The sequence below is a fragment of the Streptomyces sp. NPDC057438 genome (assembly GCF_042802995.1).
Taxonomy (GTDB): Bacteria; Actinomycetota; Actinomycetes; order Streptomycetales; family Streptomycetaceae; genus Streptomyces.
The window spans coordinates 185,514-209,447 of the sequence record NZ_JBHVDD010000002.1; the positions used below are offsets into that span (position 1 = coordinate 185,514).

24 protein-coding genes and 1 pseudogene are annotated in these 23,934 nt (G+C 72.3%); 11 read left to right on the plus strand and 14 right to left on the minus strand.

What is annotated here, in order from left to right:
- Together ACFU5F_RS02565 and ACFU5F_RS02570 are read left to right on the plus strand one after the other, a co-directional pair.
- Positions 1 to 270: pseudogene (locus tag ACFU5F_RS02565) on the plus strand (ATP-dependent helicase); the annotation flags it as partial.
- Between the two features lie 284 nt (positions 271 to 554).
- Entirely contained in the window at positions 555 to 1,424 is an 870-nt protein-coding gene (locus ACFU5F_RS02570; RefSeq protein ID WP_383880811.1) for an alpha/beta fold hydrolase, read from the plus strand.
- Positions 1,425 to 1,444: 20 nt separating this feature from the next.
- On the opposite strand, the gene ACFU5F_RS02575 is transcribed toward ACFU5F_RS02570, so the two are convergent.
- Complete coding sequence (locus tag ACFU5F_RS02575) at positions 1,445 to 2,350, minus strand: NYN domain-containing protein (protein ID WP_383881046.1); 906 nt, start codon at positions 2,348 to 2,350, stop codon at positions 1,445 to 1,447.
- 236 nt (positions 2,351 to 2,586) lie between these two features.
- Between ACFU5F_RS02575 and ACFU5F_RS02580 the strand changes: the two genes are divergently transcribed.
- Positions 2,587 to 2,739, plus strand: coding sequence for a hypothetical protein (locus ACFU5F_RS02580; RefSeq protein ID WP_020113966.1), 153 nt, complete (start codon positions 2,587 to 2,589; stop codon positions 2,737 to 2,739).
- An 85-nt stretch (positions 2,740 to 2,824) separates the two neighbouring features.
- On the opposite strand, the gene ACFU5F_RS02585 is transcribed toward ACFU5F_RS02580, so the two are convergent.
- From ACFU5F_RS02585 to ACFU5F_RS02600, 4 genes are all read right to left on the minus strand, one after another.
- On the minus strand, positions 2,825 to 3,430 hold the full coding sequence (locus ACFU5F_RS02585) for a MarC family protein (protein ID WP_383880814.1): 606 nt from the start codon (positions 3,428 to 3,430) through the stop codon (positions 2,825 to 2,827).
- Between the two features lie 211 nt (positions 3,431 to 3,641).
- Complete coding sequence (locus ACFU5F_RS02590; RefSeq protein WP_383880815.1) at positions 3,642 to 4,502, minus strand: PHP domain-containing protein; 861 nt, start codon at positions 4,500 to 4,502, stop codon at positions 3,642 to 3,644.
- Positions 4,503 to 4,683: 181 nt separating this feature from the next.
- Entirely contained in the window at positions 4,684 to 5,325 is a 642-nt protein-coding gene (locus ACFU5F_RS02595) for a DUF6758 family protein (protein ID WP_033525501.1), read from the minus strand.
- Between the two features lie 242 nt (positions 5,326 to 5,567).
- A complete protein-coding gene (locus ACFU5F_RS02600) occupies positions 5,568 to 6,152 on the minus strand; it encodes a suppressor of fused domain protein (RefSeq protein WP_383880819.1) in 585 nt (194 codons plus the stop codon).
- Between the two features lie 588 nt (positions 6,153 to 6,740).
- Here ACFU5F_RS02600 and ACFU5F_RS02605 point away from each other — a divergent pair.
- Both ACFU5F_RS02605 and ACFU5F_RS02610 read left to right on the plus strand, forming a co-directional pair.
- Positions 6,741 to 7,865, plus strand: a complete 1,125-nt coding sequence (locus ACFU5F_RS02605) for a magnesium and cobalt transport protein CorA (protein WP_059079208.1) — start codon at positions 6,741 to 6,743, stop codon at positions 7,863 to 7,865.
- Positions 7,866 to 7,911: 46 nt separating this feature from the next.
- Positions 7,912 to 8,490 (plus strand): hypothetical protein, encoded by a 579-nt coding sequence (locus ACFU5F_RS02610; protein ID WP_383880823.1) that lies wholly within the window; start codon positions 7,912 to 7,914, stop codon positions 8,488 to 8,490.
- Positions 8,491 to 9,007: 517 nt separating this feature from the next.
- Here ACFU5F_RS02610 and ACFU5F_RS02615 read toward each other — a convergent pair.
- Positions 9,008 to 9,766 carry a hypothetical protein gene (locus tag ACFU5F_RS02615; protein ID WP_383880825.1) on the minus strand — a complete coding sequence of 253 codons (759 nt, stop codon included), beginning with the start codon at positions 9,764 to 9,766 and terminating at the stop codon, positions 9,008 to 9,010.
- 176 nt (positions 9,767 to 9,942) lie between these two features.
- Between ACFU5F_RS02615 and ACFU5F_RS02620 the strand changes: the two genes are divergently transcribed.
- From ACFU5F_RS02620 to ACFU5F_RS02630, 3 genes are read left to right on the plus strand one after another with little or no spacing between them, the layout of a single operon-like run.
- Positions 9,943 to 11,247, plus strand: coding sequence for a magnesium transporter MgtE N-terminal domain-containing protein (locus tag ACFU5F_RS02620; protein WP_383880828.1), 1,305 nt, complete (start codon positions 9,943 to 9,945; stop codon positions 11,245 to 11,247).
- Complete coding sequence (locus ACFU5F_RS02625; RefSeq protein ID WP_383880830.1) at positions 11,237 to 11,932, plus strand: DUF1003 domain-containing protein; 696 nt, start codon at positions 11,237 to 11,239, stop codon at positions 11,930 to 11,932. Before ACFU5F_RS02620 ends, ACFU5F_RS02625 begins: the two co-directional genes overlap by 11 nt.
- Before the next feature lie 43 nt (positions 11,933 to 11,975).
- Entirely contained in the window at positions 11,976 to 13,109 is a 1,134-nt protein-coding gene (locus tag ACFU5F_RS02630) for an Mrp/NBP35 family ATP-binding protein (protein ID WP_383880832.1), read from the plus strand.
- A gap of 165 nt (positions 13,110 to 13,274) precedes the next feature.
- Here the strand turns inward: ACFU5F_RS02630 and ACFU5F_RS02635 are convergent, their stop codons facing one another.
- The 5 genes from ACFU5F_RS02635 to sigE all read right to left on the minus strand — a co-directional run bounded on the left by ACFU5F_RS02635 (position 13,275) and on the right by sigE (position 19,379).
- On the minus strand, positions 13,275 to 13,946 hold the full coding sequence (locus ACFU5F_RS02635; RefSeq protein ID WP_383880834.1) for a hypothetical protein: 672 nt from the start codon (positions 13,944 to 13,946) through the stop codon (positions 13,275 to 13,277).
- A 309-nt stretch (positions 13,947 to 14,255) separates the two neighbouring features.
- Positions 14,256 to 14,732, minus strand: coding sequence for a sec-independent translocase (locus tag ACFU5F_RS02640; RefSeq protein ID WP_383880836.1), 477 nt, complete (start codon positions 14,730 to 14,732; stop codon positions 14,256 to 14,258).
- Positions 14,733 to 14,966: 234 nt separating this feature from the next.
- A complete protein-coding gene (locus ACFU5F_RS02645) occupies positions 14,967 to 16,643 on the minus strand; it encodes a S1C family serine protease (RefSeq protein WP_383881049.1) in 1,677 nt (558 codons plus the stop codon).
- Positions 16,644 to 17,463: 820 nt separating this feature from the next.
- On the minus strand, positions 17,464 to 18,681 hold the full coding sequence (locus ACFU5F_RS02650) for an anti-sigma factor family protein (RefSeq protein WP_383880839.1): 1,218 nt from the start codon (positions 18,679 to 18,681) through the stop codon (positions 17,464 to 17,466).
- Positions 18,678 to 19,379: an RNA polymerase sigma factor SigE gene (gene sigE, locus ACFU5F_RS02655; protein ID WP_046706113.1), complete on the minus strand. Its 702-nt coding sequence runs from the start codon at positions 19,377 to 19,379 to the stop codon at positions 18,678 to 18,680. The genes ACFU5F_RS02650 and sigE overlap by 4 nt, the downstream gene beginning before the upstream one ends.
- 270 nt (positions 19,380 to 19,649) lie before the next feature.
- Between sigE and ACFU5F_RS02660 the strand changes: the two genes are divergently transcribed.
- Entirely contained in the window at positions 19,650 to 20,351 is a 702-nt protein-coding gene (locus tag ACFU5F_RS02660) for an O-methyltransferase (protein WP_383881051.1), read from the plus strand.
- Between the two features lie 114 nt (positions 20,352 to 20,465).
- On the opposite strand, the gene ACFU5F_RS02665 is transcribed toward ACFU5F_RS02660, so the two are convergent.
- Entirely contained in the window at positions 20,466 to 20,633 is a 168-nt protein-coding gene (locus ACFU5F_RS02665) for a DUF3117 domain-containing protein (protein ID WP_003966491.1), read from the minus strand.
- Positions 20,634 to 21,009: 376 nt separating this feature from the next.
- On the opposite strand from ACFU5F_RS02665, the gene ACFU5F_RS02670 reads away from it, so the two are divergent.
- Entirely contained in the window at positions 21,010 to 21,801 is a 792-nt protein-coding gene (locus ACFU5F_RS02670; protein ID WP_383880841.1) for an enoyl-CoA hydratase/isomerase family protein, read from the plus strand.
- 79 nt (positions 21,802 to 21,880) lie between these two features.
- On the opposite strand, the gene ACFU5F_RS02675 is transcribed toward ACFU5F_RS02670, so the two are convergent.
- Positions 21,881 to 22,471, minus strand: a complete 591-nt coding sequence (locus ACFU5F_RS02675) for a DNA-3-methyladenine glycosylase I (protein ID WP_383880843.1) — start codon at positions 22,469 to 22,471, stop codon at positions 21,881 to 21,883.
- Positions 22,468 to 22,818, minus strand: a complete 351-nt coding sequence (locus ACFU5F_RS02680; RefSeq protein ID WP_383880846.1) for a DivIVA domain-containing protein — start codon at positions 22,816 to 22,818, stop codon at positions 22,468 to 22,470. Before ACFU5F_RS02680 ends, ACFU5F_RS02675 begins: the two co-directional genes overlap by 4 nt.
- Before the next feature lie 119 nt (positions 22,819 to 22,937).
- Between ACFU5F_RS02680 and folP the strand changes: the two genes are divergently transcribed.
- Entirely contained in the window at positions 22,938 to 23,798 is an 861-nt protein-coding gene (folP, locus tag ACFU5F_RS02685; protein ID WP_383880849.1) for a dihydropteroate synthase, read from the plus strand.
- The last annotated feature ends 136 nt before the right edge of the window (positions 23,799 to 23,934 follow it).

Genomic DNA, 23,934 nt, shown 5'->3' on the forward strand with positions numbered 1-23,934 from the left:
GCCGAGGCCACGGACAGCGCCGCCGAGGCCGCCGTCGACACCGTCGAGGAGCCCAAGCCCCGCCGCCGTACCCGCAAGGCCGCAGCCACCGCCGAGGGGGCGGTTCCGGCCCAGCCGACGGAGGAGCAGGCCACGAAGCCGCGTCGTACGCGTAAGGCCGCGGCTTCGGCTGTCGCCGAGGACGCGGGAGTGGCGGCCGAGGCTCCGGCTCCGCGTCGGCGTACGCGTAAGGCCGCGGCCGCCGCCACTATGGAGGCTGCGGAGGGCTGAGCCGTCCGTTCCGGCGAAGGTCCGGTTCCCTTGCGGGGGCCGGGCCTTCGGCGTTTGCGGAGGTCTCGCCCCCGCCTCCCCTAACGTCCCATCCTTCACAGGGGCTGCGCCCCTTCGACCCCCGGACGTCCGCCCGGTGGGGGCTGGTCCCGCAGGTCCCCGCGCCCCTGGAAAGCAGGGCTGCGCCCACTGCTTTCCAGGGGCGCAACCGTCCGCCGAACCACCCCCTCCGGAACGCCGGGGCAGCGCGAGCTGCTCGGCTCCCGGGCGGTTACGCTCCCCCCATGAGCCGTCCGCCCACCTTCACCCCGCCCGCCGGTGCGCGGGCGTACCGTCTGCGTACTTCTCGTGGGGAGTTCGCCGTGATCGACGCGGGGGCCGCGGTGAAAGGCACCGCGCTGCTCGTGCCGGGGTTCACGGGGAGCAAGGAGGACTTCATCGCGCTGCACGAGCCGTTGGCGGAGGCCGGGTACCGGTCCGTGGCCGTGGACGGGCGCGGGCAGTACGAGAGCCCGGGGGCCGAGGACGACGAAGCCCCGTACGCGCAGGTGGAGTTGGCCATGGATCTGCTCGCCCAGGCGGAGGCCGTGAGCGACGGCACCCCGCTGCACCTCGTCGGCCACTCCCTCGGCGGCCAGATCTCCCGCGCCGCCCTGCTGCTGGACGCCTCCCCCTTCGCCTCGCTCACCCTGATGGCCTCGGGCCCCGCGCAGATCTCGGTCGGGCAGCAGGAGCGCGTGAAGCTGTTGCGGGACGCTCTGGCGGTGATGGACATGGAGCAGGTGTGGGACGCCATCCAGGCGATGGACGCGCCGGAGCCGGAGGAGACCGAGACCGGCGCCCTGGACGAAGGGCTGGACGACCGCGCCGACCTGCGGCGCCGCTGGCTCGCCACCAGCCCCGCCCAACTCGTCGCGACGGGGCGCCAGCTCTGTGTGGAGCCCGACCGCGTCGCCGAACTCGCCGCCGTGGACCTGCCCAAGCACGTCCTGTCCGGCGAACGGGACGACACCTGGCCGATCCCCGTCCTCGACGACATGGCCGTGCGGCTGAACGCCCACCGCACCGTCGTCCGCGACGCCGAGCACTCCCCGAACACCGATCAGCCACGGGCGACGGCGGACGCTCTCATCGGCTTCTGGGACCGCTTCTGAGACCGCGTCGCCCGCTCCTCCTAGTACTGCGCCCGGAGATGCTCCCAGAAGCCGTCCCGCAGCGCGCGGCGCAGGTCGGCCTGGCCCCGCAGCGAGTACTGGAGCAGCCCCTCCGCCTCGACGAGCAGGTCCTGGTCGACGGAGCCGGGGAGGTACGGGTGGCTGTGGAGCAGCTCCTGGAGGGTCTCCCGGCCCCGGGAGGCGAGCCACTTCGCGGCGATCTGGGCGCCGACGAAGCGGACGTCCTCGCGGCTCGGGCGGGCGCCGGTGGGCGCGTCGTACGAGGCGGCGGCCCGGCGTGACACGTACGGCTTGAAGAAGTCGAGGTCGAAGGTGCGCTGACTGTCGACCTCCCAGAGCAACGGCTCGGCCTGGTTGCGGCCCTCCGGCGCCTCGATGCCCCACAGGTGGACCCGCGCCCCGTACCCCTGCGCGGCCTCGACCGCCGAGACCAGGTCCTCGTCACCACCGATCAGGGCCGCGTCGCTGATCGCGCGGTGCCGGGCCAGTGACTCCAGGTCGGTGCGGATGAGGGAGTCGACGCCCTTCTGCTGGTTGTTGGCGTTGAGGTTGCCCAGCCGCACCTTCACGTCCGGCAGCTCGGCGATCGACTGCTGTTCGGCCGTATGGATGCGTCGGCGCGCCCCGTCGTACCAGTAGACCCGCAGCAGCCGGCTGTCCGCGAAGATCGTGCGTGCCTTGTCGATCAGCGCGTCGATGAGCCCCTCCGCGTCGAGGTCGAAGGACCGCCGGTCCTCCGTCCCCGCCGCGAGCCGCCCCACGGCCGCGTACAGGTACCCGGCATCGACGAAGATCGCGTGCGTCGAGGGTGTCTTCGCCACCTCGGCGAGCATGCGGTGCAACAGCTCGTTCGTCCGGTCGATGCGGGCGGCCAGCGCCGTGAGGTCGTCGTTCATCACGTCCATTGTCCCGGCGGTCACGCTGCGAACACAACCGGTCCCAATCAGTCTTCCTGCCTGCCGGTAGACAGGGACCCACACCACTTACCCGCTAGTAATTAGCTTCTCGAAAAATTTCCTTAGCGTAAGGAATGTTTGTAACATGCATACCGTTGAATCCTCATGGAACACGGGCACCGATGACCCGCGAACCACCACCAGTAGTTCTCCTCAGGAGGATGACCGGACGAAGGGAGAAGCCCTTGCGCTTCGAAATCCTGCGACTCGACGATGTCAGCGGTACGCCCGTCGACAGCACTGTCGTGGAAGCCGCCTCCGTCAACCGGATCGTGCAGCAGGCCGCCGCCATCGGGCAGCGCCTCTGGATCCGCCCGGCCGACGTGACCGCCTCGTAACAGGCGGGTCCGTACACACTTCGGAGCCCCGTACGGCATGGATGCCGTACGGGGCTCCGCTGCGCCCGGGGCCGAAAGCGGCGGGCTAGGAGGCCCGGATGACCTGGGTGACCCCGTTGATGATCTGCTGCACGGCGATCGCGGAGAGCATCATGCCCGCGAGCCGGGTCACCAGCACCACACCGCCGTCCTTGATGACCCGGATGATCAGCAGCGAGTACCGCATCGTCAGCCACAGCACGACGTGGATCGCCAGGATCGCCATCCACACCGACACCTGGCCGGCCACGCCGTCCGCCTTCTGCACCGCCAGGATCACCGACACGATCGCGCCGGGACCGGCCAGCAGCGGCATCCCCAGCGGGACGAGGGCGACGTTCACGTCCTTCGTCTGCGTCGGCTCGTCCGTCTTGCCGGTCAGCAGATCGAGCGCGATCAGCAGGAGCAGCAGCCCGCCCGCGATCATCAGCGCCGGCACGGACACATGCAGATAGTCCAGGATCTGGTGGCCGAGCAGCCCGAAGACGGTGATCACGCCTCCGGCCACGCAGACGGCCTGGAACGCCATGCGCTTCTGCGTCCGAGCGGGCCGCCCGGCCGTGAGCCCGAGGAAGATCGGGGTGATCCCGGGGGGATCCATGATCACGAAGAGGGTGAGGAAGAGGGAACCGAAAACGGCGAGATCGAACACAGGGTGCCTTGAGGGAGTGAAGAACGGAGGGGGAGGACGGCGGAGGAAGGACGGCGCGAAGAGGGCAGCCCAGTGTGGTGGCCGACAACCACCGTGGGCAATCGTTTCCGCAGAGGAATCCGCAGGGGACCTCGGGGAGGATTCCGAGGGGGCGCCGATGGGATCCGCGGCGCAGGGCGACAGGACTCGGCAGCGGGGAAGCGGAAGGGCCCTAGCGGGCTCCGCCGGTCCCCGGGACGGGGAACGCACCGGTGGCCCGGCGGGTGATCTCGCCGTACACCTCGGGGTCGGTCGTGTACTCGCCGAGCACGCAGGTCTTGCGGCTGCCGTGGTAGTCCGAGGACCCGGTGGTGAGCAGCCCCAACTCCTTCGCCAGCCCCCGCAGCCGCGCCCGGGTCGCCGGGTCGTGCTCCATGTGGTCGACCTCGATGCCGTCCAGTCCGGCGGCGGCGAGCTCGGCGACGGCGGATTCCGGTACGGTCCGGCCGCGCTTTGCGGCGGCCGGGTGGGCGAAGACCGCGACACCGCCGGCGCCCTTGATCAGCCGGAGCGCCTCGAAGGGATCCGTCTCGTGCTTCTCGACGTGGGCGCGGCCGCCGTCGGCGAGCCACTGCCCGGTGAAGGCGTCGTTCACGGTCGGTACGACGCCGAGTTCCACCAGGGCCGTGGCCACGTGCGGGCGGCCCACGGAACCGCCGGCGGCGATCCTCGCGACCTGCTCCCAGGTCACCGGCACACCCAGCTCGTTCAGCTTGACGATCATCGCGCGGGCCCGCGGTACGCGGTCGTCCCGGACCAGCTCGCGCTCGGCGAGCAGCTCGGGCTCCTCGGGGTCGAACAGGTAGGCCAGCATGTGCATGCTGACGCCGTCGAGGCGGCACGACAGCTCGGCGCCGGTGACCAGCGTGAGCCCCTCCGGCAGCGCGGCGATCGCCTCGGCGTGCCCGCGCGTCGTGTCGTGGTCGGTGAGCGCGACGACGTCGAGCCCGGCCGCGCGCGCCTTCCCCACCAGCTCCGCGGGGCTGTCCGTACCGTCGGAGGCCGTGGAGTGACTGTGCAGATCGATACGCACGACTCGGACTCCAGGCGTGGGGAAACGGAAGCGGACGCTCAAGGATAGCGTTCTTCCGGACCACTCCTGTCATACCCCAACCCGGGAGTCACCCCCTACACGGGCGGACCGGAGGACCGGCCGGAGGTCGGCTCCGGAGGCCGGCCGGAGGAGGGCTCCGGAGCCGGCCGGTCAGGCACCCCTACGGCTCCAGGATGCGCGGCGAGAGCGCTCCGCACGGGAGCAGTTCCACTTCCGCCCCCGCGTCCCGCAGGTCCGTCAGCACCAGCTCGTCGTACATCAGGAGCCCGGTCTGTTCGGGCCATACGATCGCCCACAGCCACAGTCCGAGCGCCTCTCCCGCGAAGACGGCGCGATCGTCCGGCGTACCGGTGACATGCCACAGCGGGGTAGGACGCCCGGCGGCGAGCACCTTCGCCTGGGGTGGTTTCTCGACGCTCAGATACGGCCCGGGGTCGGGGCCGTCGATGCCCGCGTACCGCGCGCCGAGGCCGACGCCCAGCTCCTCCGCGATGAGGACGAGCTCTCCGACGCCGCCGAGCGGGCCGGGACCCGAACAGGCCACGGCGGTGGCACGGCCGCCGCTGCGGTCGTCCCCGGCGAACGCGGCGCCCGTGAACAGCCAGCCCACGGGCAGCGGCCACGGCATCCAGACGGGCACCTTGGCGCGGTGCACCACGACGCTGAGGGCCTCGACGCTGGGCGGGATCACGGGCTGCAGCGGGTGCACCGTGCCGTGCGCGGCGCACTGCCAGGAGTCGGCAAAGAGGCCGGGAGCCCTGACCCGGCCACCACACTTCGGGCAACTGGGTTCGCCCCTCATAGGGCCCAACGGTCCTCCCCGTGCTTCCCCGCGTCAAGGACGATCACCCGACCGGCGTGTGCGCGTCACATTCCGCACACGACCACCGGCCTCCCGGCGGCCGCCGGACCGTCGGGCCGGCCTACGGGATCAACTGCCCACGCACGCAAGGGAAGCGGCGGTTTTCAGCCACCTCCCGAGCCGCGTCCGGTCACATATGGCGTGCCGTCCGTCACACGGGGAAATCGCGCGGGGCGGTTCGGTCAGTCGAGGGGCACGGACCCGCGGACCGGGGCACGGAGATCCGTCCCGCGGGCGAGCCAGCGCTCCTGGAGCGCCTGGGCACCGTGCACCCGCTTCCAGGCCGCCTCGTTGGCGGTCATCGGCAGCAGGGGCAGGAACCGTACGGGGTCGGCGGGCGCGTCGAGTTCGAGGTCCTCGACCAGGCCTCCGGACTCGGCGACGAGCACGGAGGTGAAAGGGGCACCCGGCCAGAGCGGACCGCCCACGTCGAGAGAGGCGCCGGGAGCCACGACCACCCCTTCGACCTGCGGTGACGCGGCGAGCACGGCGAGCGGGCGAAGCACCTTGTCGGTGTCAGCGACGCCGCTGCGCACGGACAGCACGAGTTCGGCACGGGGGCCCTTCACCGGGTCGGCGACGACCGCGGTGGGGTCGGCCATGGGCTGGGCGGACATGCCGAGCGTGGCGTACCGGACGACGTCGCCGTCGGCGAAACGGAGCACCTCGATACGGTCCGTGCCGAGGAAGGTGACCGCGGCGCGCGCGTCCGGTTCGCCCAGCGCGGTGCGCAAACGGGCCTCCACCAACGGAAGAACATCAGCCATGATCCGAGCATAGAACTCGTCAGGAACCGGCAAACGGGCGCCTTGACACCGCAGCCGACTGTTAGTCTGGGCCGCCGGTCGGGACAGCATGCGGGCAGCACGCAGCAGCCTCGCGCTCAGGGCTTCTCACGCCTTCGCGTCCCGAGCCGAAAAGACTGACTCCCCTACGGGGAACCCCGAACGGGGTATGGAACGTCCCTTACGGGGGACCGGCCGGAGGAGGTGGGGCTGCGATGGACCGAAGTCGACCTGGCAGTACCACCCGCTCTTCCGCTCGCCGAGTTCCGTAGCTCCCGCCGTAGCCGTACTTCTCGCTCCGTCGGCTACCACCCTCGTTCCGCGTCGTGCCGCTCGTCGGTCGTCGCGCATCGGAAGAGCACTTCTTTCCCGTCTTGATCCGAATCGCCGATCGGACGTCCCCCGCTCTCACCGGCCGGGCGCCGCCCGATCTGAATCAAGCGAAGCTGTCACCGCGACGGTGCGGTGCTCCCCGCTTTGTGGACGTGCGAAACATCCGAAGTCACAACGTCCCCATTCCGGGTAGTTCCAACCGTCGTCGGCGGCCTTTCGTTGCGAAGGAGCCTGCTCATGTCGATGATCCACAACCTGCGTGCCGCGGTCCGCCCGTCCCGTCCCTCGCGCCTGTCGCTGCGCAAGGACGGCGGCGTGTACGACGCCACGCGTCCGGCGGAGGCGGCGACGGCCGTCGTGGACTGCGCCGTCTACCGCGACGGGGCGCGCGTCGCCTTCGAGCGCAACCTGACCCCGCACGAGGCGATCCGTCAGGTGCGCCGCGACGGCGGCTTCGTCTGGATCGGCCTGCACGAGCCGTCCGAAGCCGAATTCTCCGGTATCGCCGCCGAGTTCGGGCTGCACCCGCTGGCCGTGGAGGACGCGGTGCACGCGCACCAGCGGCCGAAGCTGGAGCGCTACGACGACACCCTGTTCACCGTCTTCAAGACCATTCACTACGTCGAGCACGACGAACTCACCGCCACCAGCGAGGTCGTGGAGTCCGGCGAGGTCATGTGCTTCACCGGGCGGGACTTCTTCATCACCGTGCGGCACGGCGGGCAGGGCTCGCTCAGGGCGCTGCGTCATCGGCTGCAGGACGACCCGGAGTTGCTCGGCAAGGGCCCCTCGGCCGTGCTGCACGCCATCGCCGACCATGTCGTCGACGGATACGTGGCCGTCGCGGACGCCGTGCAGGACGACATCGACGAGGTGGAGACGGAGGTCTTCTCCCCCGGGCGCAAGGGCACGCCCCGGGGCACCGACGCCGGCCGGATCTACCAACTCAAGCGCGAGGTCATGGAGTTCAAGCGCGCGGTGCTGCCGCTGGTGCGGCCCATGCAGCTGCTGAGCGAGCGGCCGATGCGGCTGATCGACCCGGACATCCAGAAGTACTTCCGTGACGTGGCCGACCACCTCGCCCGCGTCCAGGAGCAGGTCGTCGGCTTCGACGAGCTGCTCAACTCGATCCTCCAGGCGAACCTGGCGCAGGCCTCCGTCGCCCAGAACGAGGACATGCGCAAGATCACGTCATGGGCGGCCATCATCGCGGTCCCGACGATGGTGTGCGGCGTCTACGGCATGAACTTCGACTACATGCCGGAGACGCACTGGAAGTTCGGCTATCCGGTGGTCCTCGGCGTGACGGTCGCGCTCTGTCTCGGCATCCACCGCACGCTGAAGCGCAACGGCTGGCTGTAGGCGGCGGGGCCGGTGCATGCGGGGAGGGCCCGGTTAGGCTGCCCCCATGACCTCCGACTCCCCGGCCCCCGGTGCGCCGACCGTCGCCTCACCGACCGGCGACGCGCTGTTCGATCAGGCCCTCGTCGAAGAGGCCACCAAGAAGTCCGGGCTCGTCTGGGTGCGCGCCGGCGGTGCGCAATCCGGCCGGGAGGCGCCGTCGCGCGCGCTGTGGCACGTCTGGCACGAGGGGGCGGCGTGTCTGGTCGGTGACGGGCCCGGTGAGCAGCCGTTCCCGGATCTGGTCGACGGGGGTACGGCCGTGGTGACCGTCCGCAGCAAGGACAAGGGCGGTCGGCTGGTCGCCTGGGCCGCCCGCGTCGTCGAGGCGGCCCCCGGCTCCCCCGCGTGGGAGGCGGCCGTCGCCGAGCTCAAGGGCAAGCGCCTCAACGCCCCCGACGGTGAGGCGATGCCGGCCCGCTGGGCCCGGGAGTGCCGGGTGCTCCGCCTGGAGCCGACGGGAACGACCCTGCCGGCGCCCGGCGGCGACCACGCGCAGCCCCCGGTACCGACCTCCGCGACGACCCGCCGGCCGATCCCGGCGTCGGTACCCCGCCTGCTCCTCGGCCGCCGCGGACGGGGCTGAGACGACGGGCGTGGGCGGCGTCGCGCCGAAGCGCGGTGCGGCCTGAGGTGCGGTGCGGCCTGAGGTGCGGGCCTACGGCCGGAGGCGCGGGTCTGCCGCCGGGGGTTCGGTCTCACGGCCGCCGGTGCGGTCCCATGGCCGGCGGTGCGGGCTCACGGCCGGGCACCTTGGCCGGCCCGGCGGCCCGGGTGGTCCGGCCCCCGGCAGGAGGCAACGGGCTGTCCAGTCGCACGGTGGGACCCGGCCACGGAGCGGTCCGGGTCGTCCGGGCAGAGTCCCCGGAGCACGGAGCACGGAGCACGGCGGGAGGGCGTCCGCCCCGTTGCGGCCTGACGGCTGACCGGGCCGGGCCGGGTCGGGCCGACAGCGGCACCACGTGCTCGACTCCGTGACCTCACCCTCGAGTCGGCAGGTCCGGCCGGCATCGGTGTGCCCAGGGTGCTCTGCTTGCGACCTCAGGAGCCCGGGCCCGCCGTCGGACACCCCCGCCGGCAACCGGAGGCACCCGGCCCCGGACCTACGACGTGGGCAGTTGTCGGCCGTAGTCCACGACCGACTTCTCGTCCGGCTCCTTCAGGGTGAAGTCCTTGCCCCAGTCCGTGAGGAGGATCGTGCCGGCGTCGCCCGCGCGAACGAGGCGCAGGGGGTAGGGGGTGCCCTCCAGGGAGACGTCGAGGGTGCCGCCGGAGCCCTTGTCGCCGGTGATGCGGATCGTGCGGGTGCCGGACTGTTCGTGGTGACCGTCCTTGGACAGCGAGCCGTGCAGGGTGAGCAGGCTGCCGAGGAGGACGTTCTTGTCGGTGAAGCCGCTGAAGCGCTTGTAGGCGGGGTCTCCGGTCGGCACCTTCACGTACATGCCGTCCAGCTTGTCCGCCGCGTCCGTCTCCGACCCGTCGTTCCCGCCGCCGTTCTTCCCCGGGTCCTGGTGGTCCCAGAAGTCCTTGTCGGCCTTGAGGAAGAGGTGTTCGCCGACCTTCAGCAGCCGGAACGTGGACCCCTCTGACGTCACCGAACCCGTGCCGCCGTCCTCCTTCAGGCGCATGTCCAGCTTGTAGGTCTTGCCGCTGGTCACCACCGCACCGGACAGCCGGACCGTGTCCGCCGCCGCGGCCGCCGCCCGGGTCGTGCTCTGGATCTTCGCCGGCTCCAGCCTGCCGACGCCGTTCGTGCCCTCGTCGGGGTCCTCGCCACATCCGGTGAGCCCCAGCCCGCAGGCCACGAGGGTGCAGACGGCGCTCACCAGTGCGGCCCTTCGGGTACGGGGAATCACAGTCACAGGCGATGCACCTCTTCGTGGGGAGTCCAGGCGTACCGCAGAGTACCGGGGCTCCGGGCGCACCCAGGAGCCAGTCCGTCCGCACCGCTCACCAGGGCATATCCGATCGGGACGGGCTAGCCTGAAGCCCTCCTCGGCGGACAATCCCCTCGCGACGGGAAGGAAAGGGGCGGCTCATGGCGGCGGTGGCGCCCCGGATCTTCGTCTCCCACCTCTCCGGCGTCGCCGTGTTCGATCCGAACGGCGATCAGGTGGGCCGCGTCCGCGACCTCGTCGCCATCCTGCGGGTGGGCCGGAAGCCGCCACGGCTGCTCGGTCTGGTCGTCGAACTGTCCACCCGCCGCCGGATCTTCCTGCCCATGACCCGGGTCACCGGCATCGAGTCCGGCCAGGTCATCACCACCGGTGTGCTGAACGTGCGCCGGTTCGAACAGCGCCCCACCGAGCGCCTGGTCGTCGGGGAACTGCTGGACCGCCGGGTGCGGCTCGTGGACACGGGCGAGGAGGTGACGGTGCTCGACATCTCGGTGCAGCAGCTGCCGGCCCGCCGGGACTGGGAGATCGACCGGGTGTTCGTACGGAAGGGCAAGGGCGGAGCCTTCCGGCGGCACAGGGGCGAGACGCTGACCGTGGAGTGGTCGGCGGTCACCGGGTTCTCGCTGGAGGAGCACGGGCAGGGCGCCGAGAACCTGCTCGCGACCTTCGAACAGCTCCGCCCGGCCGACCTCGCGAACGTCCTGCACCACCTCTCCCCCAAACGCCGGGCCGAGGTCGCCGCCGCCCTCGACGACGACCGGCTCGCCGACGTCCTGGAGGAGCTGCCCGAGGACGACCAGATCGAGATCCTCGGCAAGCTCAAGGAGGAGCGCGCCGCCGACGTCCTGGAGGCCATGGACCCGGACGACGCCGCCGACCTCCTGGCCGAACTCCCGGAAGAGGAGCAGGAGCGGCTGCTGACCCTGATGCAGCCGGAGGACGCGGCGGACGTGCGGCGGCTCATGGCGTACGAGGAGAAGACCGCCGGCGGTCTGATGACCACCGAGCCGATCGTGCTGCGCCCGGACGCCACCGTCGCCGACGCGCTCGCGCGGGTCCGCAACGCCGACCTGTCCCCCGCGCTGGCCGCCCAGGTGTACGTGTGCCGACCGCCGGACGAGACCCCGACCGGCAAGTACCTGGGCACGGTCCACTTCCAGCGGCTGCTGCGGGACCCGCCGTACACCCTGGTCAGTTCGATCCTCGACGACGGTCTGCAGCCGCTGGACCCGGAGGCAGCGCTGCGGGCCGTCGCCGGGTTCTTCGCGACGTACGACATGGTCGCGGCGCCCGTGGTGGACGAGAGCGGCTCGCTGCTGGGCGCGGTGACCGTGGACGACGTGCTGGACCACATGCTGCCCGAGGACTGGCGGGAGACGGAGTTCCATCTGCACGAGGACGACTCCATCGGCGTCCCGGAGGAGGGAGCTTCCGATGGCTCCTGAACGGGACGGGCGCGAGGGGCGGCAGGGAGCCCGTGAGGGCCGGCACGCGGGGCGTGAGCGGGCGCACTCGGGCGTGGGCGGACGGGAGCGCACGCCTCCCTCCGGAGGGCTTCAGCGGGAGCGCACGCTCTCCGGGGCCACCGCCCGCCCCCGGACACGTCTCGACCTGCCGCTGCCACGCCGGGCCAAACTGCTGCCCGAGTGGGATCCGGAGGCGTTCGGACGGCTCTCGGAGCGGATCGCGCGCTTCCTGGGCACGGGCACGTTCCTCGTCTGGATGACCGTCGTCATCATCCTGTGGGTGGTGTGGAACGTCTCGGCCCCGCGCGAGCTGCGCTTCGACAACTACCCGTTCATCTTCCTGACGCTGATGCTCTCGCTGCAGGCCTCCTACGCCGCCCCGCTGATCCTGCTCGCGCAGAACCGCCAGGACGACCGCGACCGGGTCAACCTGGAACAGGACCGCAAGCAGAACGAGCGTTCGATTGCCGACACCGAGTACCTGACCAGGGAGATCGCCGCGCTGCGCATCGGTCTCGGCGAGGTCGCCACCCGCGACTGGCTGCGTTCGGAGCTGCACGACCTGGTCAGGGAGCTGCACGAGCACGACGCGGACGGGCCGCGCGGGACCCGGACGGTATTCCCGCCGGAGCACCCGCGCGGACGTGACAAGGGCGACCGCTGACGGGGCTCCCGGGGGCCGCGCGCGTCGCCGTACCATCGTCACTATGGCTACGGAAGACGCGGTGCGCGAGGCACTGTCGACGGTGAACGACCCCGAGATCAACCGTCCCATCACCGAACTGGGGATGGTCAAGTCGGTGGAGATCGGCGCGGACGGAGCGGTCGCGGTCGCCGTGTACCTGACGGTCTCCGGCTGCCCCATGCGCGACACGATCACCCAGCGGGTGACGGACGCGGTCGCGGCGGTCGAGGGCGTCACCGGCGTCACCGTCGAGCTGGACGTCATGAGCGACGAGCAGCGCAAGGAACTGGCGGGTGCCCTGCGCGGCGGCCAGGCGGAGCGGGAGGTCCCGTTCGCCAAGCCGGGCTCCCTCACGCGCGTGTACGCCGTCGCCTCCGGCAAGGGCGGCGTCGGCAAGTCCTCGGTGACGGTGAACCTGGCGGCGGCCATGGCCGCCGACGGCCTCAAGGTCGGTGTCGTCGACGCCGACATCTACGGCCACTCGGTGCCCCGCATGCTGGGTGCCGACGGCAGTCCCACGCAGGTCGAGAACATGATCATGCCGCCGTCCGCGCACGGCGTGAAGGTCATCTCGATCGGTATGTTCACCCCGGGCAACACCCCGGTCGTCTGGCGCGGCCCGATGCTGCACAGGGCGTTGCAGCAGTTCCTCGCGGACGTCTACTGGGGCGACCTGGACGTGCTGCTCCTGGACCTCCCGCCGGGCACGGGCGACATCGCCATCTCGGTGGCCCAGCTGGTCCCCAACGCCGAGATCCTCGTCGTCACCACGCCCCAGCAGGCGGCGGCCGAGGTGGCCGAGCGCGCCGGTTCCATCGCCGTGCAGACCCACCAGAAGATCGTCGGCGTCGTCGAGAACATGGCCGGCCTGCCCTGCCCGCACTGCGACGAGATGGTCGACGTCTTCGGCACCGGCGGCGGTCAGAGCGTCGCCGACGGTCTGACCCGCACCACCGGCGCCACCGTCCCGGTCCTGGGCAGCATCCCGATCGACGTCCGCCTCCGCGAGGGTGGCGACGACGGCCGCCCGGTCGTCCTCTCCGACCCCGACTCCCCCGCGGGCGCGGCCCTGCGGGCCATCGCGGGCAAGCTGGGCGGCCGCCAGAGGGGCCTGTCGGGCATGAGCCTGGGAATCACCCCGAGGAACAAGTTCTAGGCCGGTCCGGGGGCACCGGGCGCCTGTCGAAGCCAGGGGCCGTGTGCTGCTCCCGGGCGCGGGGAGCTGCGCGACAAGCCACAACGCCCCCGCAGCCCCGGACCGCCGAAGCCCCGACGGCGATGAAGGGCACCCCCGCACAACCCGGCGGTGCCCTTCAAAGCCCTACGCGTACTCTTCGATGTCCTTGATCGCGGCGAAGCCGAGCCCGTACGCGCTCATCCCTCTCCCGTACGCCCCCACGTGCACTCCCTGCGAGGTCGACCCGGCGAGCACCCAGCCGAACTCGGACTCGCGGTAGTGGAACGGGGTCGGCACCCCGTCCACGGGCAGGGACAGCGTCGACCAGTCCGGCCCGGCCAGGTCGTCCGCGAGGACCCATGCCGTCTCGGTCTGCTGGTCCAGCCAGTCGTCCCGCCGGGTGTGGTCCAGCTGTCCCGGCCACGTGAAGGACAGCAGCCCGACGCCCGCCAGCCACGCCGCCGAGGAGACCGACGTGGCCTCCAGCACGCCCGTGCCGTCCGCGCTGCGCCGCACGTCGTTCGCGGCGACGGTCACCACGACCGCGAACCGCTCCTTGACCTCGTCGTCCGCCGCGGCGGTGTACTCGTTGCGCACCGAGGGCTCGTCGCCGTGTCCGATCGAACCGTGCTCGACGGCTCCCTCCGCCGACGTACCCACCTGCATCAGCCAACGCGGTCCCGTGAAGGCCTCGTCGAGGCCGTACCAGGGGAAGGGCGCCGGCAGGTAACCATCGACCGTGCGGCGGGCGGAGGGAGCCTGTTGTCCGCCCTCCGCGGCCGACGCCTGCGCGCCTACCCGACTCGTCGTCTCCATGCCGGACGCCTCCTAGCTCTCGACGGACCGGAGCGGCCCGCCCCCCACGGGCGTCGTCGCTCGCTCTCCTTACGGTCCGCACAACAACTGGGCAGCATAGCCACAGCTCTCCGAGCAGCAGGGAAAGCGCCCGGCGCGTAGGACGGCGTACGGGCGGCTTCGGCCCGTCCCGGGGGTGCGCGGCGGTATGAATCGCGTCACGTCGGGGGCGCGCCGGCCACCGGGCGTACGGCGCGGAAGGGCAGGCCGGAGGCGTGCGGGCGCCGGCGGGCAGGTGTTACGGGCGAACGGGGTGGTGGCCCGTACGGCTCAGGTGGCGTCCAGGTCGTACGGAGGGCGCTCGGCCGCCTCGGGCTTCTTCGTCATGTCGATGGTTCCGCCGGACGAGGAGGACGAGGACGACGAGGAGCCGTCCGAGCCGGAGCCGATGGCGGCGGCCGACGAGGTGGACGACGACTCGGACTCGCGGCCGTGCACCGCGTCCGTCAGCTCGGCCATCTCCTTCTTCAGGTCGAAGCCGTTGCGGATCTCCTTCAGCCCCAGCTCGTCGTTGTCCAGCTGCTTGCGGAGGAACGTCTTGGGGTTGAGGTCCTCGAACTCGAAGTCCTTGAACTCCGGTCCGAGTTCGTTGCGGATGTCCGCCTTGGCGCTGTCCGAGAACTCGCGGATCTTGCGGATCGTCCGCGTGACGTCCTGGATCACCTTCGGGAGCTTGTCCGGACCGAAGACGAGCACGGCGAGGACGACGAGCGTCACCACCTCGAGCGCACCTATGTCATTGAACACCTGAAGCTCCTTGCGATGTCCTCGGTCCCGATCCGCGGGCCTCGGCAGGTCTTCCGTGGTCCGGGCCGGATCCACGGTACCCGGCCGCCCCGGGAATCCGGTACCGTCGCACGGCTTCGGACCACGCCCGGGCGACGGGTTTTCCCAGCTGTTTGCCTGGCGGGAGGCCGTACGGCGCTCCCGCCTGTGAGGTTGCTGTCAGGGCGGCCGTCGTCGGGGCCCGCCGGCTGACGGTCAGTCGTCGCCGGACGAGCCGAGAGTGAGCGTCACCTTCCGCTCGTCGCCGTCCCTCAGCAGGGTCAGCTCCAGCCGGTCGCCGGGCCGGTGGGCGCGGACCTTGACGATCAGCTCGTCGCCGGAGTGGACGCGCTGGCCGTCGACCTCGGTGATGACGTCACCCGAGCGGATGCCCGCCCGGTCGGCGGGGCCGCCCGCGGTGACCCCGGCCGCGCCTCCGTCACCCTTGTCGCCGATACGGGCGCCGTCGCCGGAGTAGTCCATGTCGAGGGTGACGCCGATCACCGGGTGGCTCGCCCTGCCCGTGTTGATCAGCTCCTCGGCGACACGCTTGCCCTGGTTGATGGGTATCGCGAAGCCGAGCCCGATGGAACCGGCCTGGCCGCCGTCGGACTCGGAGCCGCCGCCCGCGGACCGGATGGCGCTGTTGATGCCGATCACCCGGCCCTTGCCGTCGAGGAGCGGTCCCCCGGAGTTGCCGGGGTTGATCGGCGCGTCCGTCTGCAGGGCGTCCACGTACGAGACGTCGCTCACGTCGCCGCTCTCGCCGCCGGCCGTGATGGGCCGTTCCTTGGCGCTGATGATGCCGGAGGTGACGGTGTTGGCCAGGTCGAAGGGGGCGCCGATGGCGACCACCGGGTCGCCGACCCGGACCTCCTCGGAGTTGCCGAGGGGCAGCGGCTTGAGGCCGCTGACGCCGGACACCTTGACGACGGCCAGGTCGTAGCCGGTGTCCCGGCCGACGACGGTGGCCTTGGCGGTCTCGCCGCCGCTGAAGGTCACCGATATGTCGCCGTCCGCACCGGCGGGGTCGACGACGTGGTTGTTGGTGAGGATGTGGCCCCGCCTGTCGAGCACGAAGCCGGTGCCGGTGCCCTGCGCGCTCGACCCGCTCACATGCAGGGTCACGACGCTGGGCAGGGCGTCGGCTGCGATACCGGCGACGCTGCCGGGTGCCCGCCCGGTCACGCCGTCGCTGCTCTGCGGCAGTTCGACCGCCCCGACTCCGCCGTTGCGCTCCAGATAGGCGCCCACGGCTCCGCCGACGCCCCCGGCCACGACGGCGATCAGCACGGCCCCGACGAGCAGGCCCCGCCCCCTGCGCCGACGCCGCGTCACGTCGCCCACCGCGGCCCCGTTCTGCTGCAACGACCCCGAGCCCGCCCACGGGTCGTAGTTCCGCCAGGGCCCCTGCGGTTCGGCCGGGAGCGGCCGGGCGGGATCGGCGTAGGCGGCCGGCGCGGGCCGCGCCCCTCCCGCGTACGGCGGCGGCACGGCCTGCGCCGAGTCCACGAAGGCCGGCGGCCCCGGCTGGGAGGGATACGCGTAGGAGGCGCCCGGGGGCGGGGAGGAGCCGGGGTAGGGCGCCGCGGGCGGGGGCGCCTGCGCGTACGAAGCCGTGGACGGGGCCGCCTCGGGTTGCGTGGCCGTACCGGGCCCGGGTGCGTCCGCGTGCGGTGCCGCCGGCGCGGGCGGGGGTGTCGGCGAGGGGGCCGCCTCGTCGGGCGTCGGCACGGGGGCGGGGTGCGCCGGTGGCACCGTCTCGGCGGTCGTCCCGTGTGCCGGGGTCGCCGCGGGGTGCTGGACCGGCGGAGCGGGCGCCCAGGGGCCGGGCTCGCCGTACGGAGGCGTGCTGTAGGGATCGGGGGCGTGCAGCGGCTCGGGGCGCGCCATGGACGTTCCAGGGGCGTTCACGGCCCCGGCTCCGCCCGGCTCGTCCGGCACCCGGGCGGCGGCCACAGCGGCGGCGACCGGGCTGCCGGCGCGGGGGGCCGAGGCGCTGTCGGCAGCGGCGGACCCGGAGTCGGGGGACGGACCGCGCGGCTCGCCCGCCGGGCCGCTTCCGCTCACGGCAGCCGGTCGCTCCAACTCGAAGTCGCCGTCCGGGTCGTGCCCCTGGCCGGAGGTCGAGGAGGAGCGGGACCGGAACGCGGCCCCGGCCGCCGGGCGGGCCAGTTCGAAGTCGGAGCCGGAGCGGGAGTCCGTCCGGGTGCCGTCCGCGCCGGGATCGGTCACCGTCACCGGCCGCTCCAGTGCGAAGTCACCGTCGGTGTTCTGCTCACGGACCGCGTCCGCGGACACCCCGCCGGACGCCGGATGTCCGGACGGCGCGGCCGCTTCGGCGGCCTCGGCCGGCCCGTCGGACCGCACGGTCCTGCCGGTCCCCGCGGTTCCGTCAGCCCCCACCGATCCACCGGCCCCCACCACTTGGGTGGTCCCCGTGGCGCCGGCCGGACCCGGGAGCCCGTCGTGCCCCTCGGTTCCGATGTGGTCCCCCGCCGTGTCGGCCCCAGGGCCGTGCGCTCGGGGGCGGCTCCACCACTTCGCCTTCGTGGGCTTCCCCTCGTTCATGTTCTCCCCACACCTAGGGCCCGTCCCAAGGACCGGCCCGCCGCCCACCGTTCACCGAGCGCCGCGGGCCGGGAACGGCCCGAGCGGACACGGCCCACTCCGGATTCAATCAGGTTCGGGGGCCGGTGCGCAGAACTCGGGGTCAGCGAAGGACAGGAGAGATGGGTGTGGGAGACGAGACGGTGTCGGGGGCCGTCAGCAGGCCCGGTGCCCTCAGCTCGGGCGCCTGGGACCAGTCGGTCAGCTGCAGCTCCAGCGGCGGTACGGCGGTGAGCGTGCCTATGAGTGGGGACACGGCGGCCGCGTCGACCGGCCCGGGCGCCGTCAGCGGGTGTACGGCTCCACGGTCCTGGATGACCGGAGCGGGCACTCCGGGCAGCAGGGGTGCGGAGATCTCCGTCGGAGCGACGGGTGCCTCGCCCAGGGAGGGCCGGCCCTGCCCGAGCAGCGGCACGACGGTTCCCCGGCGGCGCTGCGACTCGGAGGTGGGAGTCGTGCCCGCGGTCTGCGTCCGCAGCGGGGTGACATTGCTGCCCGAGCCGGGACCGCTGCGGGCGTCGGCCGTCTCGACGGGCGTCACGTTGGTCACACCGCCGAGTGCGATCGCGGCCAGCGACACCGCGCCGGCGGCCACGAAGGCGAACCGCATGCCGCGTGAGGCCGAACGCTCGGACTCCGGCCGGCCCACGGAGTGGATCCGAAAACCGCGCTCGCCCGTGCCCCGGGGGTCGTCGGCGGCCGTGTCCTCGCGGTCCGCCCGGCCGTCCGTGCCCCCGACCCCTCCGTCGGAGAGGCCGCGTCCGCCGCCCGGGAAGCCACGGTCGCCCGGCATCCCGCGGTCGCCGCCGAGGAAGCCCCGCCCGCTCAGGAAGCCGCGGTCACCGAGGAACCCACGACTGCCGGTCAGGCCCCGGCCACCCAGCACTCCACGACCCTCCGACGGCGTCAGCGCGCCGCCGTGCGGTCCCGACGGGACATACCCGAAGGACTCGCCGCCGGTTCCGAAGACGCCGAAGCCGGCGAAGTCACGGGAGTCGGACGGGTCGGGCAGCCCCGGCCGGCCGGCCGCGCCGCCGAGTCTTCCTCCGAAGCCACCGGACAGCGGCGAGCCGCTGTCACCGTCGCCCGCCGGGAGCATCTGGAGCCGGGCCAGAAAACTCTCGGAAGGAGGTGGCGGGGCGGCCTCCGCGAAGACGTTCTTCAGGCGGCGCTGCTCGTCCGCCTCCGTCTTGCACTTCCCGCAGGTGGCGAGATGTGCCAGGACGCGGTCACGCGCCTCATGACCGAGCTCTCCGTCGACGAGTGCGGAGAGACGGTCTCCCAGGTGCTGCTCGGCAGGCGTAGGACGGGATCCACTCACGCGGTCGCGCCCCCTCCTCCCAGCACGGGCACCCGCGGCACCGTGAAGCCGCGGCGCTGCTCGGCCCGGGCCTCCGGGGAGCGGTGCGCCAGGGCCTTGCGGAGCTGGGAGCGGCCGCGGTGGATGCGCGAGCGGACCGTGCCGAGCTTGACGCCCAGGGTCGCGGCGATCTCCTCGTACGAGAGCCCCTCGATGTCGCACAGGACGACGGCGGCGCGGAACTCGGGCGCCAGGGTGTCGAGGGCCTGCTGGACGTCGGCGTCGAAGTGCGCGTCGTTGAAGATCTGCTGCGGGGTGGGCTCACGGCTGGGCAGGCGCTCGGCGGCGTCGTCGCCGAGGGCGTCGAAGCGGATGCGCTGCTTGCGCCGGACCATGTCCAGGAACAGGTTGGTGGTGATGCGGTGCAGCCAGCCCTCGAAGGTGCCGGGCGTGTACGTCGACAGGGAGCGGAAGACGCGGACGAAGACCTCCTGCGTGAGGTCCTCGGCGTCGTGCTGGTTACCGGTCAGACGGTAGGCGAGCCGGTAGACGCGGCCGCTGTGGGTGCTGACGATCTCCTCCCAGGTGGGCGGAGTCCACGCCTGCGCGTGCGCGTCCGTGGTGAAGGTCGCGGTCTGTGCGACGGCGGCGTGGCTGTGGTCAGCGGTGTCGTTCACGGATTTCGGCTTGCCCGCCGATCCGAGAAAGCGCCGTAGCACTCCTCCCCGATCCACAGGCGCGGCCGCACCTCCCCTGTCGGCTCTGGTGGTGTCCAGTGGAGCCCCTACCATAGCCACCTCGCCCGTTAGCTCCGGATAAGCGGTTTTATAGGAAATTGATGTGCGCCGATGTGGCACATTCGGCTGATGCGGCCCATATGACTCGGTCAGCACCTGCCCCGAAGCCCTCGCCCGCTCGTCGGACCGATCCACCCCGTGCCCCCCGTCGCGGCCCCCGTCACTGACTCATCCCTTTAAACGACCGGTCCCATCAGGAGGTTCCCGACGGCAACGGATACAGTCACGCCCAGGCAACCACGGGGACATAAGGAGAGGGTCATTACCGGCAACCGGCTGACGAGCTGGGCGTTCGCCGACGCCTTTGTCGCCGAGGAGGAGGCGCTGCGCTGGGCCCGCGACCGGGCCCGCGAGGCCGGCCTGCGCTCGGTGTCGCCCGGCACGGGCGCCGCGCTGCGGGTGCTCGCCGCCACCGTGGACGCGAAGGCGGTGGCGGAGATCGGGACCGGGACCGGTGTCTCCGGGATCCATCTGCTGCACGGTATGCGGCCGGACGGGGTGCTGACCACCGTGGATCCGGAGCCTGACCACCAGCAGTTCGCCCGGCAGGCGTTCCGCGCGGCCGGTTTCGCCAGCAACCGCGCGCGCTTCATCCCGGGCCACGCCCTGGACGTGCTGCCGCGGCTCGCGGACGCGGGGTACGACCTGGTCTTCTGTGACGGCGACCGGCTGGAGTGCCTCGACTACCTCGCTGAATCGTTGCGGCTTCTCAGACCCGGCGGCCTCGTCGCCTTCGAGGGTGTCTTCGCCAGCGGCCGCACCGTGGACTCGAACCCGCAGCCGACCGAGGTCATACGGCTGCGGGAGCTGCTGCGCACCGTCCGGGAGAGCTCCGAACTCGTGCCGTCCCTGCTCCCGGTGGGCGACGGCCTGCTGTGCGCGGTCAAGCGCTGAGGGGCCCCTCCCGGGCCCGGCCCGGCCCCCGCGGCGCCCCCGGCGCGACAGTGCCCCGGCACCGCCGGGTGCGGCGGTGCCGGGGCAACTGAAAGGGTATGGTCGCTACGCGCGTCAGCCGACGACCTTCTTGAGGGCGTCGCCGAGGGCGTCCGCCTCGTCCGGGGTCAGCTCGACGACGAGACGACCTCCGCCTTCGAGCGGAACTCGCATGACGATGCCCCGCCCCTCCTTGGTCACCTCGAGCGGGCCATCGCCCGTCCGCGGCTTCATGGCCGCCATGCTCGTACCCCTTCCTGAAACCAGCTCATCGCCTAAGCCGACGGCCCGGGAGGGCAGGCGCGGGCCCACCTGGGGACACGCGACACCGGCATCGAACACATTGCTTCCAGGCCATTATCCCGCATCTCATGACCCGATGACCAACATCGGTCGGCATCGCTTGGGCAACGCGCGCGAGCAAAACCACCCAATTCGGCGGTGTGACTGCGATACTGCGCCACCGCACGGTCCCGGGCCGGTGCTCGGCCATTGGTGATTCTTTGACGCAGGTCACACGTCCGGCCCCCGCCGGCCCCCGTGATCTCCGCCATGCTGTGCTGTGACGAGGGCGTACTCACCGGTACGCCGCCTGCCGCGACACCGGAGGGGAACCGCCATGGCCGACACCGTGCTCTACGAGGTGCGCGACGGACTCGCGACGATCACGCTGAACCGCCCCGAGGCGATGAACGCGCTGAACATCGCGACGAAGGTCGCGCTCCGCGAGGCCGTGGAGGCGGCCGCCGGGGACGGGGCGGTGCGGGCGGTGCTGCTGACCGCCGCCGGTGAGCGGGCGTTCTGCGTGGGCCAGGACCTCAAGGAGCACATCGGGCTGCTGGTCGAGGGCTCGGGGGAGGTCATGAGCACGGTCAGGGAGCACTACAACCCGGTGGTGAAGGCCCTCACCGAGATGCCGAAGCCGGTGGTGGCCGGGGTGAACGGGGTGGCCGCCGGCGCCGGCCTGGGGTTCGCGCTCGCGGCGGACTACCGCGTGGTCGCCGAGACGGCCTCCTTCAACACCTCCTTCGCCGGGGTCGCGCTCACCGCCGACTCCGGGGTCTCCTGGACCCTGCCCCGGGTGATCGGCCCCGGTCGCGCCGCCGATCTGCTGCTCTTCCCGCGCAGCATCAAGGCGCAGGAGGCGTACGAACTGGGGATCGCGAACAAGCTCGTTCCGGTGTCCTCGCTGCACACCGCCGCCGAGCAGGTGGCGCGGATGCTGGCCGAGGGGCCGACGGTGGCGTACGCGGCGATCAAGGAGGCGATGGCGTACGGGTTCTCCCACTCGCTGGCCGAGGCTCTGGAGAAGGAGGACGAGCTCCAGACCCGGGCCGGGGCCTCGGAGGACCACCAGATCGCGGTGCGGGCGTTCGTGAACAAGGAGGAGCCCAAGTACCTGGGGCGGTGACGGTTCGCGGGGAACCGTCGGTTCGGTGCGGCTGACCGCCCCCACGCGTCGGGGCCGTGTGTGTCACGGCCCCCGCGCCTCACCGAGGGGTGCTCCTGGCCACGCAGGTCTCCAGGTGGTCGTCGACCAGGCCGCACGCCTGCATCAGGGCGTATGCCGTCGTCGGGCCCACGAACCGGATGCCGCGTTTCTTCAGGGCCTTGGACAGGGCCGTGGACTCGGGGGTGACCGCCGGGACGTCCGCGAGGGTGCGGGGGACCGGGCGGTCCGCCGGGTCCGGGGCGTGGGACCAGATCAGCTCGTCCAGCTCGCCGGGGGCCCAGGTGGACAGCTCGCGGGCGTTGGCGACGGTCGCCTCGATCTTGGCGCGGTTGCGGATGATGCCGGGGTCGCCGAGGAGACGCTCCTGGTCGGCTTCGGTGAACACGGCGACCGAGGCGATCTTGAAGTCGGCGAAGGCGGAGCGGAAGCCCTCGCGACGGCGCAGGATGGTGATCCAGGAGAGGCCGGACTGGAACGCCTCCAGGCAGAGGCGTTCGTACAGCGCGTCGTCGCCGTGGACCGGACGGCCCCACTCCTCGTCGTGGTAGGCGATGTAGTCCTCGGTGGACAGGGCCCAGGGGCAGCGCGGCGCGCCGTCGGGGCCGGCCAGGGCGGTGCCGTCGGTCACGGGCGGTCGCCCTCCTCCGGCTTGCGCAGCGAGGTCACGGACGGCGTGTGGGCACCGGCGAGGGCGGACTCCAGGTCGGCGATCCGGGCGTCCCGCTCGGCCAGCTCGGCGCTGAGGCGGCCGAGGGCGTCGTCCACGTCCGCCATGCGGTAACCGCGGACGGCGAGCGGGAAGCGGAGCGCCTCGACGTCCGCGCGGTTGACCGGACGGTCCGCCGGCAGCGGGTCATGGAGCCGCTCGCCCTCGGCCTCCGGCAGCACCGCGTTGTCGCCGCCGCCCACGACGGCGAGCGTCACCGCGGCGACCACCACGGCGAGCGCGACGACCAGGAACAAGAACATGAACATCGCTGGGTCCCCTCGACTGTGTTCGGCTCCGATCGTGCCATGCGAGTCTGACAGTTAAGGTCGCAGGCGGTTGCGCAAGGCCGCCGATCGGCGGGACGTACTGGGAGAGGGCACAGCGGATGCTCAGGCTGGGCAAGCGGGAATTCGGCCCCCACGAGCCGGTGATCATGGCGATCGTGAACCGGACCCCGGACTCGTTCTACGACCAGGGGGCCACCTTCCGGGACGAGCCGGCGCTCGCGCGCGTGGAGCAGGCGGTCGCCGAGGGTGCGGCCATCATCGACATCGGCGGGGTGAAGGCCGGGCCCGGGGAGGACGTGAGCGCGGCGGAGGAGGCGCGGCGGACCGTGGGGTTCGTCGCGGAGGTGCGGCGACGGTTCCCCGAGGTCGTCATCAGCGTCGACACCTGGCGGCACGACGTCGGTGAGGCCGTGTGCGAGGCCGGGGCGGATCTGCTCAACGACGCGTGGGGCGGGGTCGATCCCCGGCTCGCGGAGGTGGCGGGGCGGTACCGGGTGGGGCTGGTGTGTACGCACGCGGGCGGGGCCCAGCCTCGTACGCGGCCGCACCGGGTCGAGTACGACGACGTGATGGCCGACATCCTCCGGGTGACCGTGGGGCTGGCGGAGCGGGCGGTGGCGCTGGGGGTGCCCCGGGAGTCGGTGATGATCGATCCGGGGCACGACTTCGGGAAGAACACGCGGCACGGCCTGGAGGCGACCCGGCGGCTCGGGGAGATGGTCGCGACGGGGTGGCCGGTGCTGGTGTCGTTGTCCAACAAGGACTTCGTGGGCGAGACCCTGGACCGGCCGGTGAAGGAGCGGGTGGTGGGGACGCTGGCCACCACCGCCGTCTCCGCCTGGCTGGGGGCCCAGGTGTACCGGGTGCATGAAGTGGCGGAGACCCGGCAGGTGGTGGACATGGTGGCTTCCCTCGCGGGGCACCGGGTGCCCGCGGTGGCGCGGCGGGGGCTGGCCTAGGGGTCTTCGCCCTCGCCGCCCCTGCCCGTCCCGTCCCTCAGGGGGCCTGCGTGCGTCCTTCGGCCCCGCGTCAGGAATCGGCGCTCCGCCCCGGACCCCGTTCGCGCGGTTCCCCGCGCCCCCGAAAAGCGGGGGC